Below are 13313 nucleotides of genomic sequence, written 5' to 3' on the forward strand. Positions count from 1 at the left end.
ATTTTTTAGAATTTTTTTTAACTTTTTTTCACTGTTCGTGCAACCATTTAATCAAGCCTGACATCTACCTAATTGAAAGCATAAACCAATGTTCAGCAGAACCAATTTTTCAACAGAGTCAGGATTAATTCAGGGTTGCCTAAAAGGTGACCGAAATGCACAGCGGCATTTATATGATACCTACTCGGGAAAATTTTTGGCGATCTGCATCCGATATCTAAAAGATCGGGAACATGCTGAAGATGTGATGATCGAGGGCTTTATGAAAATCTTTGACAAACTCCCCCAATATCAAGGGACCGGAAGTTTTGAAGGTTGGATGAAGCGAATCATCGTCACCCAAGCATTAATGACGCTGAGAAGTCATCGTCATCTGATGATGGAGGTCAATATGGAAAATGAAACTGATTACAAGGATCATTCCTACGAACTCAATCATCTTGAAGTGGCAGATTTGAGAGAAATGGTCGAAAGTCTTCCAGTTGGATACCGGACCGTATTCAACCTTTTTGCCATCGAAGGATATTCGCATCAGGAAATAGCGGATCTCCTCGGAATCTCAGAAAGTACTTCCAAATCCCAACTCAATAGGGCGAGGAATACTTTGAAAGAAAAGATTTCCAGTCAAACTATAAATAAAAAGACAATCAATGGCTAGAGATAATACAAATCTGGATCAGTTTTTCAAGGAAAAGCTAAGCCAGGACAGCATCAAACCAAGCAAACTGGCTTGGGATAGGCTGGAAAGTCAGCTTCCTAAGCAGGAGAAAACACGAACTCCTTTCATCTGGTGGGCAGTTGCTGCTTCAACCGTAATCATGTTTTCGGTAAGTTATTTGACTTTGCGGAATGATGTAACAGAACAAAATCCTGTGTTACTGGCAGAGGAAAACCAGGAGTCACCTGAGATTTCAGAGCAGAATTCTTCAGAATTTAATCTTGAAAGCATTGCAGAAAATCAAACTGAGGAAGCCCCGAAATCTACAGCAGAAGAGAATAAAATCTCTGAGTCGGTGAAAGTTGAAAAGCAGAAAATAATCAAAAAACCTAATACTAAGCCTTCTCAAAAGCTTATTGCACAAGCTGAAGAGCTAGCAGAACCAAGTCACAAAGTCGAATTGACCGAAAAAGAATTGATTGTAGAACCATTAGATGTACCTGCTTTGAAATTACCAGACCTTCAAGTGAATAAGACTGTCGCAGTAGTAGAGGAGACTCAAATAGAAGAAGAGCCTACCTACCGTATTAAGATCTATTCGGATGGTCTTGAAGAAGAAAAAGACAAGAATTTAATCGCCGGAATCGGCAAAAAAGTAGAAAAAGTTGAAGGATTATTCGGGAAAGTAGATCAGGGCTTTGCAGACCTGCAGGATGCAAAAAACAATCTCTTCTCCTCTTTACTAACCAAAAAAGAAAAAGCGGCTGAAAAGCCTTAAACCAACCTTAACCACAAGTTTAACTTGAAATTATTATGAAAAAATACCTGCTATTATTCTGCCTCATGGCAATCGTAAAGATTGGATTTGCATCCAACGAATTGCCCACGCTAGATCATAAAATTAACTCCGATTCCGTAATCGTAGAATTCGGAAAGTCCGGAAAAGTTGTCATCATCGTCAATAACAAAGAGGATTTTGAGAAGCTGAAATCCATGAACATCAATGAAATCATCCGAGAGCTAGACTTGAAGCAAAATGAGGAGAATGGTGAATTGACTATCGTACAAATCCAGAAGAAAGATGGGACCTCAAAGGATATCGTCAGAGTAAATGAAGACGGAATGGAAACTGAAGTTTTCATCGGAGGTATTCGGGTTTTTGTAGACGAAACTGGCGATAACACTAAAGTCAAAATTGAATCGGGTCTTAAGAAAAAATCAGACCCTCCATTTAGAACCTATTTCAACATAGACCTTGGGGTAAATAACTACCTAGATTCTAATGGTGATTTCCCTTCCTCAGACAATCCTTATGCAGTAAAAGGTTGGGGGAGCTGGAATGTGGGCTTGAATTGGATGGCTGCACAACGTATCTCTAAAGGTTTCTATTGGGACTTCGGTATTGGATTCCAATTCTACAATTTCAAATTCGAGAATCGCGATTTCCAAGCTATAAGAGGTGATAACCAGATCGATTTCCTACAGCGAAACGATGTAGATGGATTTAAAAGCAAAATCTCCGCATCATATCTTACCGCAATGACAATGCTTGAATTAGACTTCGGTAAAATGAATGATAACGGCAGAAAAGGTCTTCGGATTGCAGTTGGTCCTTATGCAGGATATCGCCTAGGTGGACAATCAAAATATGTGTATAGAGAGCTTGATGGATCTGGCCGTAAAAAAGACAAGCAAAATACAGGACTCTATCTTCAGAATTTCAGATATGGACTTAGAGGCGAAGTGGGTGTTGGCAGAGTGACTTTCTTCACGACTTACGATATGAATGAATTGTTCCAGGCTGGAAAAGGGCCAGAACTGAATCCAATCACTTTTGGAATCGTATTCTAAAAAACAGTTGAGGTGAGGCATACCCTCACCTCATTTTAAACTAAACCAAAAAAAAATGAATCGACTAGTACTCATCACTGCGGTGTTTTTTATGAGCATTGGCTCATTGGCCGCTCAGTCTGCAGATAGCAGCAATGTGAAAAAAAAGAAAGATTACACCGTCTTTGGCAAAACCTGGTATTATGAAAAATATAATGACGGAACGAGCTCCTGGCAATTCGAGACAGAAGAGCATAATAACTACGTGTCAAACAACAAGCCTAGCAAATTTAGCTCAGACCTCGAAGTAGACTTAGGTCTGAACCTTTGGTCACCTACCGACAATGCTCCTCAAGTAAAGCCTTGGGGATCTTGGAATGTCAACTTGAATATGGTGGGTACTTATAAAGCCTCGAAAAATTTTCATTTAAAAACAGGAATCGGAGCAAGTTTCTACAATTTCAAATTGGAGGACACAGACTTAATCGCTGTAAAAACTCCTTCTGGAATCTCTTTCGAAGAATTCACCGAAGGAAGAGGAACCAAGTCTAAAATCTCTGCTTCTTACGCCAATATATCTCTTGTCCCAACGATTTTAACCAATGACGGAAAGCTTCGCCTCGGAATCGGAGGATATGCAGGAGTCAGGCTCGGTGGCAGAGGTAAATTCGTCTATGATGATGCCAGCGGAGACCAACAAAAGATCTTTGAAAAATCAAATATGTATGCCTCAAATTTCAGATATGGAGGCCGAGCTGAACTAGGTGTAGGTGATTTCGACTTGTTTTTCAATTATGATTTCAACGAACTATTCGAATCTGGAAAAGGACCTAAACTCAACGCGATCAGCTTTGGCGTGATCTTTAATTAAAATCTATTATGAAAAATCTCTTGAAAATTTTTACCCTTAGTATCTCTCTACTTTTGGTAGCGGGAATTAGCTACGCTCAAAATGTACTTGTCGATGCCAACAAGTCTTACTCCAATATCAAATCCATCGAGGTAAATGGAGGATGGCTGGATGTGACTTACGAAGGTGGATCTGGAACCGAAGTAAATGTAGAGGCCTATTTAGAATCCAATGAAACCAACCAGGATATTGTCTTTGTAACCTTGGGTGATGTATTGAAAATCTCCTATGAGCGAAGCAAAAACAACTACTCTTGGAATAGTAAAAACAAAGGCTATATCAAAATCACCGGACCTAAGGAGGTGGCTCTTCAACTTCGAAATAGCTCCGGCTCTATGATGGTTAACAATGTTTCGAATGACGAAACACTTTTGAAAGTTACTTCTGGAAAAATCAGTGCATCAACTATAAGCGGAAATTTAGATATCCAAGCTACTTCAGGTTCATTAAAGATCGATGGGGTTAAAGGCGATGTAATTGCAGGACTCACTAGCGGAAATGCCGATATTAATAATGTAAGTGGGGATGTGCAATACAAATCAACCAGTGGATCATTGGATGCGGAAAACATCAATGGAGAGATCAATATCTCTTTAACCTCAGGAAACGCCCGATTAAATAATATTGGATCTTTAGGATCTTTAAAATTCACTTCAGGAAATATTAAAGCAGAGAATGCAGGATTGGGAGATCACACGACCTTCGAGGGTTCTTCAGGAAATTTCAGAGTTCAGACTCCATCTGATTTGAAGGCTTTTAATTTTTCGCTCAAGGCCTCATCGGGAAATGTAAAAGTAGGAGGTATCAGCTCTGGAAAGTCTCTGGAAATGGACAACGGTTCAAGTTCATGGGTGAAAGGAAGCATTACCTCAGGGAATATTACGATAGAAAACTAAACCAACCAGCAAAAAAAGCGAAAACGCCAATCTGAATCAGATTGGCGTTTTTTTTTAGTCAGGTCTCGAGGCAAGCCGAATCAGTTCTTTTTGTTCTTTATCTAGTTTGAGCAACTTCCCGATTCGGTCCGGAGTAGGTTTTCCTACGGAAAAAAAGATCAGAGTCACTGCAAAAATCACGATGAAGATTGCATTTTCAAAAAAGAGTAATCCAGCAGAACTGATCAATGAAATCAAAAATAAAAGGAAATATCGCTCCTTAGTTGCATTCATATAGGCTCTCAGTTTTAGGATCAATTCTTCTGTAAGAAAGCTAGAGTTGATACGTTTTCTAAATAAAAGAAACTGTACCAGCAACAGGCCAATTCCGAAACCAATTAAAATCTGTTCCACAATCGCAGGAATTACCGGTAGATCCCAATTGAGGTTCCCAGAATTATGGTAGAGGTAAATCATCCCAAAAATAGGCAGCACTACTGCCATCAAAATCAGAATCAATTGCTCTGTCCCCTTATAAATCCTACGTAATTCTGTTCCTTCCAATTTTATAAATTATTAAAACTAGTTACTGAATAAACTTCGATGCTTATTCCGACTGACCCTAGAAACCTGAAATTTAGCTCAGGTCAACTGCCTACTCAATTCTCACTTTTACATCCGAAGTCATCGGTCGAGACACACAGCAAAGAATGTAGCCAGCGGCTATTTCCTTTTCACTTAGGCCTGCATCTTCGTCCATTTTCACTTCACCAGTAATCAATTTACCTCGACAAGCAGTACAAAGACCGCTTTGACAGCTATAAGGCATATTCAAATCCTGAGCAAGCCCTGATTCTAAAATAGTCTTATCAGGAGAAACAGTGATCAAGTGCTCCTCTCCTTCCAGTTCAACTGACACTTCACGCGTGAGACCTCCAAGATTTCCACTGACAGCAGCTTCATGAGCCTTTTCAGCAGCAGCTGAGTAGAAACTTTCTCTGTGGATTTGATCTTTCGAAATCCCAAATTGATCTAGGACTTCAAGAGTAGTATCCATAATTCCATCAGGCCCGCAAATGAAATACTCTTTGGCAAAATCAGATTCACTCTCTGCTTTTTGAACCAAATCCTTTACCCTGTCTTTAGTCAATCTTCCACGAAGACCAGTCCAAGAATCAGAAGGCTGACTCAAATTATGAATGACTTCAAGCCTTTCAGGATTTGCTGCTTCAAGCTTTTCCAATTCTTTTTTGAAAATGATTTGCTCCTCATTACGGCTACAGTATAGCAATGTGACTTTCGATTTTGGTTCATTCACCAAAACAGATTTTAGAATCCCCATGATTGGAGTAATTCCACTTCCACCTGCTACAAGGAAAAAATGCCGTTTATTTTTTGAATGAAAATCAGCAGTAAAATGCCCCATTGGAGGAAGCATATTAATAGTCTTTCCTGGGAAAATTTTCTCATTCAAAAAATTAGAGAACAATCCGCCAGTCACTCTTTTTACAGAAATCCCAGGATAGGGATCTACAAAAGGTGAAGTGCAAAGACTGTATGATCTCCGCTGCTCTTTCCCGTCAAAATCAAGAATCACAGTCAAAAACTGGCCTGGCTTATACTCTAAAAATGGCTCTGGCTGCTCAAAATACAGGGTAACTGTATCTGCTGTTTCTTTAACTACCTCCCTCACTTTCAGCGGCAAATACGAATTGGTTTTTACCTCCTCTTTCTTTTTCTTGAATAAATTAAACATTCGGAATCTTGGCTTTTTCTTTTTTTGAATCGGTTGCAAAATTAACCCCACACTTGGAATAATAGGCTATAGAGTTAATTATTTGATAAGGATAACTTCCAGAAGACTCAGGTGGTTCGGATTATTTCCTTTTAAAATCGGGATTTAGTGAATTTTCATCCAAGTTTTGCCTCCAAAAAATTAACTTTGAAATCCTGAAACCAATAGAACGAATCAAATGGAATTAAATGCACTGACAGCAGTCACTTCAGTAGATGGTAGATATGCTGGCAAAACAGCCCCTCTTCGAGCTTATTTTTCTGAGTTTGCCCTGATTAAATATAGAGTCCATGTAGAAGTGGAGTATTTTATTGCCCTCTGTGAACTTCCACTTCCTCAGCTAAAATCCTTTGATCTCAGCTTATTTCCAACACTCCGTTCTTGGGTAACTGATTTTTCTTTGACCGATGCCCAGCAAATCAAAGACACGGAGAAAGTCACTAACCACGATGTGAAAGCTGTGGAATATTTTCTGAAAGAGAAATTTGATTCGCTTGGCTTAGATGCATTTAAGGAGTTTATCCATTTTGGACTGACCTCTCAAGACATCAATAATACCGCTACTCCACTTATGCTGAAAACAGGGCTCCATGAGGAGATTTTCCCTGTCATCGAAGAGGTCATGGAAATATTACATGACCTTGCCGAAGACTGGAAAGCGATTCCAATGTTAGCAAAAACGCATGGACAGCCTGCCTCTCCTACTCGCCTTGGTAAAGAGATTAACGTTTTTGTAGCTCGCTTAAAGGGTCAAATGGAACTGCTAGAGCAAGTTCCTTTTTCTGCAAAATTTGGAGGAGCTACCGGAAATATGAATGCACACCATGTGGCTTATCCATCTATTGATTGGAATGGTTTTGCTTTCAATTTTGTGGACAAATACCTTGGTTTGGAACGTAGCTACCCAACTACGCAGATCGAGCATTACGATAATTTAGCTGCAATTTTTGACGGATTGAAACGAATCAACACCATTTTTCTAGACTTATCCAAAGACGTCTGGCAGTATGTAGCGATGAATTATTTCAAGCAAAAAATCAAAGAAGGAGAAATCGGTTCTTCGGCGATGCCACATAAAGTCAACCCAATTGACTTCGAAAATGCAGAGGGAAACCTTGGAATCGCCAATGCTTTATTGGAACACCTGGCAGCCAAGCTTCCAATATCAAGACTTCAGCGTGATTTGACCGATAGCACAGTGCTCCGAATTATCGGTGTACCGCTTGGACATATGCTGATTTCATTGGAATCTTTGAAAAAAGGACTTGGAAAATTGGAACTGAACGAAGCCGCAATCCATGCTGATCTAGAGGACAACTGGGCAGTGGTTGCAGAAGCGATTCAAACCATATTGCGAAGAGAAGCTTTCCCAAAACCTTATGAAGCGCTCAAAGACCTGACTCGAACCAACACGAAAATCACAGCAGAATCAATTGCTACTTTCATTTCAGGATTGGCCGTGTCGGACGCGATCAAAGAAGAACTTCGGAAAATTACCCCTTGGAATTATACAGGGATTTGAGGTTTGTCAAACCTAATTCATTTTTAAGGGCGAATTAATTTCGCCCTTTTTTTATTTCCCCTTCGGTAAAAAAATCTCCGCCATCATGCATCTTGCAGAGCCTCCTCCCAGCTTCTCAATGGTTGGGATACTTGGGCTGATGATGGTAGTGTATTTTTCAATCAGTTGAATCTGGCCAATATTTAAGGATTCTAATGCAGTCTGGGACATTACCGTAAACTTTTCTCCCCCATCATTACTCACTTCCAGCATATTTCCGGCAAAATTGAATTTCTGCTTGGCTAGGATCGGCACAATTTTCTTCCCTGATTCGGTCAGTTTCTTTTGAACTTTCAATTTCTCCGATGCTTTTGGAATACTATCCAGACAGACTACTGCTAAATCTGTCCCTACATGCATCATCACATTCGTATGATAGATTGGAGTCACCTGACCATCGATTTCCTGAACTGCTTTAAACCCTACTACCTCGTAGCCTAAAAGTTTACTGACGTAATCCAAGGGAAGTTTATGCGTGCGTTCTGAGTATCCTGCATAAATCAACTTGGCTTTATGATCCATGACCATACTTCCAGTTCCTTCGAGAAACTGACCATCTTTTTCAAAAAAGCTCAAATCGACAATCTCTCCAACTTTGAAATTGAGTCGCATCAATTCTTCTATCAAATCCTTTCTACGTTCCAATCTTCGATTAGGAGAATACATCGGGTATAAGATCAATTTCCCATCAGCATGCGTGCTAAACCAATTATTTGGGAAAACCGCATCTGTTTTTACAGGAGAATCAGTATCCTCAATCACAATCACATTCACTCCTTGATCTCTCAAAAGAGCCACAAATCCATCAAACTCTTTTCGAGCCAATTCCCGAATTTCGACTGCACTTCGATCATCTTTTTGCTGATAGAAGTTATTCTCAGCCGTTTCTGGGTTGAAGCCAAAATTAGCCGGCCTAACCATCAAAATATGTTGGCTAGTCTGTGGATTAGTTTCTGGCTTCATAGCGGTAAAGGGTAGGGTTGATATCAAATCGTTTTTCACTAATCGTGTAGTAAGCCTTTCCATCAGGCTGAAAGCCAATTGCCTCGCCTTGCGGTTCAGGATTATAGATTAGCATGAGAGGTTCTCTGGAAAGTGCCTTTTCTATGGATTCTCCAGGTTTCCGAGTCCAATAGTAGATATTCAGATAGGTTTTGATGAGAATCTGATTGCCATCAGCAGAGATATCTCCAGCTACCGAACTTGTAAAATCAAGCTCTCCAACCCTTTCCAATTCAGCTTCTTTCTCACTGAATCGAGCTGCTGGAAGGCAATAGATATTATTTTTTTTATCACGCTTAGAGATGATGTAAATATCTCCTGAAATTGGATCCACCATCAGCGTTTCCGCATCCCGTGCACCTCCAGGATAAGTCAGCTTGATTTTTTCCGGCTTCTCTTCAGATTCTGGTTTCAACTTAGTCGGCTCAGGAATTCTATAGATAAATACTTCATCGTGTACTGCAGCATTATCCCCTATTTCTCCAATGTAGATATAGGATTTTCCATCGGGACCAGGACCAATCGCAATGTCTTCCCAGTCTCGATTCTCCACTTTCTCAAGTTTGATCTCACCCAATTCCTCACCATCAGCATTAAATATGTAAATCGACGATTTTCCTCCACTATCTGTATGTCCATAAAAAACTCCGGCATGGACTCGGCTAAAAGCAATGCCGCTCAACTCTTCAAACTTATCTGCTTTGATTTCTTTGATCGCTTTTGGACCTAAAAAGGTAGAGTCAAAGTCTTGAGCTACTACTGAATTGGAAAAAAGAAATAGAAATAGGGTTTTTATAACTCGCATTGGTTGGACTTTAAGGTTTGAAATTACAGAAAAAGGAGGAGATGAATCATTAATTCGCCAATTCAGCTTATTTTTAAAGACCTCCTCTAAAAAAAATGGATCCACTATTAAAGAAAATGACCTGGAAAGAAGGCTTGAATATTCGGGTGTGGAATTCACCCGAAGAGTTTGATGCTACACTTCAATCCTGGATAAAAAGTGGCTTTATTGAGAGTGGTAAAAATCCGGATTTTCTATTGGGCTTTGTTAAAAGCAGTGCGGAACTCAGTGAGGTTTTAAAACAGATGTTGCCCTTTGTTGCTGATGATCAGCAGCTCTGGATTGCTTATCCCAAGAAAACAAGTAAAAAATATAAAGCTACAATCAATCGAGATTCTGGCTGGGGAGAATTAGGAGCCCATGATTTCGAAGGAGTCAGACAAATCGCTATTGATGAGGACTGGTCAGCACTTCGTTTTCGAAGAATAAAATTCATTAAAACGATGAATCGGAAATTCAGCACAAAAGATCAGTAGGCTTTTCTAGGACTTGAAGTCTGCCTACTGATCACTACTGTTATCTAGATTTTGAAAGGCAGTTCGTAAATCCGATTTCCTGTTAATTTATACACAGCATTCGCCAAAGCCGGAATATATGGAGGAACTGGAGGCTCGCCAACTCCAGTCGGTTTGATCATGCTTGGAACGATATGCACATGAATCTTTCTCGGAGCTTGAGACATCCGTGTAATTTGATACGTATCAAAATTATGCTGTTGGACTTTTCCCTCCTCAAAAGTAATAGCTGATGTCATCGCCAAAGAAGTGGCGAACTGTGCTCCACCCTCAAATTGGGACCTGATTCGATCCGTATTTACACCGATACCGCAATCAACTGCATAATGAACCTCTGGAATACTTAAATTTCCATTTGCGTCTTTTTCTACCAAAACAACGCAGGCAACATAGGTCAAGAAACTCTTATGAGCTGCAAATCCAATTGCTTTTCCTGAATCTCGATGGGCCTTCCAGTTGGATTTTTGAGCTACCTCTTCGATGACTTTTTTCATCCTACCAGTATTCCAAGGAAAGTCCTCCAGCTTTTCCCCGTAGTTCTCAAAATTACCTTCCATTTCACCTTCAAAAGTCAAATCCTTATCCTCACCCAAAAGCTGTAAGGCGTTTTCAATCGGGTCCATTCCCCTGGCATCAGCGATTTCATCCATCATGGAATGAATCGCAAAAGCATGGTGAATATTACTTACCGAACGAAGCCAGCCAATTCGAGTGTGTGCGGTGGATTTATGGGATTCGATTCGTATATGGGGCACATCGTAGGGGAAATCCCGACATCCTAACTCCATTTCTCCATTGGAAGGGTGTAATTCAGCTGCGTTAGCGGTAGCTCCTATCGCCGGAAAAACGGTATGATGATTCCATCCGGTCAATTGATTTGAGCTATCTAAAGTTGCAACGATCCGCTGGGCACTGTGAGCATGATAATAATCGTGGTGAATATCATCTTCGCGTGTCCACTGAACCCGAACCGGTGCTTTGGCTGCCTTAGAAAGCAAAGCTGCTTCCACCACAAAATCAGGTTTTGATTTTCTCCCAAATCCCCCTCCAAGCAAGGTGACATTCATCTTCACTTTAGGTAATTCTATTCCTAACGCTCCCGCGACTGCTCCCCTAGCCCACTGAGGATGCTGGGTTGGTGCCCATATTTCTACGCTACCTTCTTCTTTATAATCTGCTATCACGGCCATTGGCTCCATTGTCGCATGAGCGTAATAGGGTGCAAGATAGGTTCGATCCAAAACTTTCGTGGCAGAAGATTTTGCCGAATTAAAATCACCTCGAGCTCTGCTCAGTTTCCCATCTTTGAGGGTAGACTGAGCCATAACTTTCAATTGTGCCGCAGAACTATACGTCTGATTTGGACCTAAATCCCATTCAATAACTAATGCATCCCGGCCTTTTTTTGCTGCCCAGGTATTAGAAGCAATTACTGCCAGGCCTTCCAATGGTTTGTCAAGTCCGGGAGGAATTCCAGCTCCTTCTATTTTCACAACCTGACTAACACCCGGAACAGCCATTGCAGATTTATCATCGTAAGACAAAATCTTAGCTCCGACGACGGGGCTTCTAGCAATGACAGCTATTTGCATATTTGGCAGATCTATATCTGCACCAAATTTTGCCTGGCCAGTTACTATCGCGCGAGCATCATAGATAGCCACATCAGTCCCAATTAGTTTATACTCAGAAAATTCTTTGAGTTTGATACTTGCAGGTTCTGGCAATTCCATAGTTTGAAGTGCTTCGACTAGCTCTCCAAAATCGACTTTCTTTCTGCTGTCTTTCAACAGTACCTGGGAATTTTCAGTGATACATTGGGAAGGATCAACTCCCCACTTTTTAGCAGCTGCATTGATCAGCATATGTCTCGCGGTTGCTCCTGCTTTTCGCATCGGTTCGTAAAACATCCGAACTGAAAAAGAACCATCGGTATTTTGGTTGCCGTATTTATCTTCATCTCCTTCTGCTTGCACGATCTTGATTTTACTCCAATCGGCCCCCAACTCATCTGCCATAATCATTGGCAGGGAGGTACGGATTCCAGTTCCCATTTCAGATCGATGGGCAATTAGAATCACTTCATTATCAGAGGTAAGTGAGATATAGACATTGGGTGCAAAAGTGATGGTTTCGCCTTTAGGGCCAGCGCATTGGAAATTGACTCCCAAAAGGAATCCACCTGCAGTTAAAGAGCTGAATTTTAGAAAATCTCTTCGTGAAGGAACAAAAATCTTAGACTGATCTTCCTTGCTTTTATTTTTCAAAAATGGAATAAAATTTTTCATAGCTGATGGAGATTACAAGGATTTGGATGCAGTAAGGATGGCTTCTTTGATTCGGTTGTAAGTCCCACATCGGCAAAGATTCCCTTCCATAGCGGTTTCAATTTCTGAATCGGATGGACTAGGATTAACTGCCAACAAGGCGGCAGCATTCATGATTTGCCCCCCTTGGCAGTAACCACATTGAGGAACAACATGCTTCACCCAAGCATCTTGAAGGGGATGATCTCCTTTTTCCGAAAGCCCTTCAATCGTGGTGATTTGCCCATCCCCAACTTGAGAAATTGGCAAACTACAGGACCGAACGGCCTGACCATCCAGATGAACCGTACAAGCTCCACAAAGTGCTTGGCCACATCCAAACTTGGTACCTTTCATTGAGAGAAGATCTCGCAAGACCCAAAGTAGGGGCATATCAGCTTCAGCCTGAACCGAAACTTTTTTTCCATTGATTGTAATTGAGTAATCCTCCATTTGCATTTCTTGATTAGTGGATATATAAGTTAGAAAAAATGAATGAAAATTTGAGAGGACAAATCAGTTTTTATTGGGCAGAAGAATCTAAGTAAGCGAATCGGTAAAAAAGAAAATTCAATAGATTTAAAAAAATAAGTGCCTGAAAGCGAAACAGAAGGAAGCTTGAAGCTGAGGAATCTGTTTTTTTTTCAAAAAGGGATTTGGATTAAATGACTTTGCCTCCTACATTTGCATCACCAATTCGGAAAACGCTCTGAATTGATAATCAAATTCCTCCTTAGCTCATCCCTATAATTATCGGGAGGTTAGAGCGGAAAATCACAAATTCCTCCTTAGCTCAGTTGGTTAGAGCATCTGACTGTTAATCAGAGGGTCCAAGGTTCAAGTCCTTGAGGAGGAGCAAAACCTGATACGAAAGTGTCAGGTTTTTTTGTTTTCAAACCTTTACTAATCAGAGGGTCCTAGCCCGCGATATTCTTATGGATCAGGCAAGGTTTGGTTGATAATTTTTTTCGTGTTTTCTATTATCACGGATTAAGGCAAAAATCCGGTTGATCAATT

The 13313-nt window shown here is 40.6% G+C and carries 13 protein-coding genes and 1 tRNA gene; 8 read left to right on the top strand and 6 right to left on the bottom strand.

Features of this window, described 5'->3' with window-relative positions:
• Positions 1-88 precede the first annotated feature (88 nt).
• Genes BVC88_RS19860 through BVC88_RS19880 form a run of 5 tightly spaced genes read left to right on the top strand, consistent with a single transcriptional unit; the run spans position 89 to position 4294 of the window.
• A complete protein-coding gene (locus BVC88_RS19860) occupies positions 89-658 on the top strand; it encodes an RNA polymerase sigma factor (RefSeq protein ID WP_075352484.1) in 570 nt (189 codons plus the stop codon).
• Positions 651-1436 (top strand): hypothetical protein, encoded by a 786-nt coding sequence (locus tag BVC88_RS19865; RefSeq protein ID WP_075352485.1) that lies wholly within the window; start codon positions 651-653, stop codon positions 1434-1436. The genes BVC88_RS19860 and BVC88_RS19865 overlap by 8 nt, the downstream gene beginning before the upstream one ends.
• A 35-nt stretch (positions 1437-1471) precedes the next feature.
• Positions 1472-2509, top strand: a complete 1038-nt coding sequence (locus tag BVC88_RS19870) for an outer membrane beta-barrel protein (protein WP_075352486.1) — start codon at positions 1472-1474, stop codon at positions 2507-2509.
• Positions 2510-2564: 55 nt separating this feature from the next.
• Entirely contained in the window at positions 2565-3359 is a 795-nt protein-coding gene (locus BVC88_RS19875; RefSeq protein ID WP_075352487.1) for a hypothetical protein, read from the top strand.
• Between the two features lie 8 nt (positions 3360-3367).
• Positions 3368-4294 (top strand): DUF4097 family beta strand repeat-containing protein, encoded by a 927-nt coding sequence (locus BVC88_RS19880; protein WP_075352488.1) that lies wholly within the window; start codon positions 3368-3370, stop codon positions 4292-4294.
• A 54-nt stretch (positions 4295-4348) separates the two neighbouring features.
• Here the strand turns inward: BVC88_RS19880 and BVC88_RS19885 are convergent, their stop codons facing one another.
• On the bottom strand, positions 4349-4837 hold the full coding sequence (locus BVC88_RS19885; RefSeq protein WP_075352489.1) for a hypothetical protein: 489 nt from the start codon (positions 4835-4837) through the stop codon (positions 4349-4351).
• Positions 4838-4928: 91 nt separating this feature from the next.
• Positions 4929-6029 (bottom strand): ferredoxin--NADP reductase, encoded by a 1101-nt coding sequence (locus tag BVC88_RS19890; protein ID WP_075352497.1) that lies wholly within the window; start codon positions 6027-6029, stop codon positions 4929-4931.
• Between the two features lie 217 nt (positions 6030-6246).
• On the opposite strand from BVC88_RS19890, the gene purB reads away from it, so the two are divergent.
• Positions 6247-7590, top strand: a complete 1344-nt coding sequence (gene purB / locus BVC88_RS19895; protein WP_075352490.1) for an adenylosuccinate lyase — start codon at positions 6247-6249, stop codon at positions 7588-7590.
• A 51-nt stretch (positions 7591-7641) separates the two neighbouring features.
• Here purB and ctlX read toward each other — a convergent pair whose 3' ends face one another.
• A complete protein-coding gene (gene ctlX, locus BVC88_RS19900; protein WP_075352491.1) occupies positions 7642-8592 on the bottom strand; it encodes a citrulline utilization hydrolase CtlX in 951 nt (316 codons plus the stop codon).
• Positions 8576-9436: a hypothetical protein gene (locus BVC88_RS19905; RefSeq protein ID WP_139316614.1), complete on the bottom strand. Its 861-nt coding sequence runs from the start codon at positions 9434-9436 to the stop codon at positions 8576-8578. Before BVC88_RS19905 ends, ctlX begins: the two co-directional genes overlap by 17 nt.
• A 95-nt stretch (positions 9437-9531) precedes the next feature.
• Between BVC88_RS19905 and BVC88_RS19910 the strand changes: the two genes are divergently transcribed.
• Positions 9532-9951 (top strand): hypothetical protein, encoded by a 420-nt coding sequence (locus BVC88_RS19910; protein WP_075352493.1) that lies wholly within the window; start codon positions 9532-9534, stop codon positions 9949-9951.
• A gap of 44 nt (positions 9952-9995) precedes the next feature.
• On the opposite strand, the gene BVC88_RS19915 is transcribed toward BVC88_RS19910, so the two are convergent.
• Together BVC88_RS19915 and BVC88_RS19920 are read right to left on the bottom strand one after the other, a co-directional pair.
• A complete protein-coding gene (locus tag BVC88_RS19915) occupies positions 9996-12278 on the bottom strand; it encodes a xanthine dehydrogenase family protein molybdopterin-binding subunit (RefSeq protein ID WP_075352494.1) in 2283 nt (760 codons plus the stop codon).
• 12 nt (positions 12279-12290) lie between these two features.
• Positions 12291-12749, bottom strand: coding sequence for a (2Fe-2S)-binding protein (locus BVC88_RS19920; protein WP_075352498.1), 459 nt, complete (start codon positions 12747-12749; stop codon positions 12291-12293).
• A gap of 329 nt (positions 12750-13078) precedes the next feature.
• On the opposite strand from BVC88_RS19920, the gene BVC88_RS19925 reads away from it, so the two are divergent.
• Positions 13079-13152: transfer RNA gene (locus tag BVC88_RS19925), tRNA-Asn, on the top strand.
• Positions 13153-13313 lie beyond the last annotated feature (161 nt).

Origin of the sequence: Algoriphagus marinus (assembly GCF_001936475.1) — a bacterium.
GTDB lineage: Bacteria > Bacteroidota > Bacteroidia > Cytophagales > Cyclobacteriaceae > Algoriphagus > Algoriphagus marinus.

Bases quoted from the DNA above. Each gene is read 5' to 3' on its own strand.
- BVC88_RS19905 (WP_139316614.1), bottom strand. From the start codon at position 9,436: ATGCGAGTTATAAAAACCCTATTTCTATTTCTTTTTTCCAATTCAGTA.
- BVC88_RS19890 (WP_075352497.1), bottom strand. From the start codon at position 6,029: ATGTTTAATTTATTCAAGAAAAAGAAAGAGGAGGTAAAAACCAATTCG.
- BVC88_RS19865 (WP_075352485.1), top strand. From the start codon at position 651: ATGGCTAGAGATAATACAAATCTGGATCAGTTTTTCAAGGAAAAGCTA.
- BVC88_RS19915 (WP_075352494.1), bottom strand. From the start codon at position 12,278: ATGAAAAATTTTATTCCATTTTTGAAAAATAAAAGCAAGGAAGATCAG.
- BVC88_RS19875 (WP_075352487.1), top strand. From the start codon at position 2,565: ATGAATCGACTAGTACTCATCACTGCGGTGTTTTTTATGAGCATTGGC.
- BVC88_RS19870 (WP_075352486.1), top strand. From the start codon at position 1,472: ATGAAAAAATACCTGCTATTATTCTGCCTCATGGCAATCGTAAAGATT.
- ctlX (WP_075352491.1), bottom strand. From the start codon at position 8,592: ATGAAGCCAGAAACTAATCCACAGACTAGCCAACATATTTTGATGGTT.
- BVC88_RS19860 (WP_075352484.1), top strand. From the start codon at position 89: ATGTTCAGCAGAACCAATTTTTCAACAGAGTCAGGATTAATTCAGGGT.
- BVC88_RS19920 (WP_075352498.1), bottom strand. From the start codon at position 12,749: ATGGAGGATTACTCAATTACAATCAATGGAAAAAAAGTTTCGGTTCAG.
- BVC88_RS19910 (WP_075352493.1), top strand. From the start codon at position 9,532: ATGGATCCACTATTAAAGAAAATGACCTGGAAAGAAGGCTTGAATATT.
- BVC88_RS19880 (WP_075352488.1), top strand. From the start codon at position 3,368: ATGAAAAATCTCTTGAAAATTTTTACCCTTAGTATCTCTCTACTTTTG.
- purB (WP_075352490.1), top strand. From the start codon at position 6,247: ATGGAATTAAATGCACTGACAGCAGTCACTTCAGTAGATGGTAGATAT.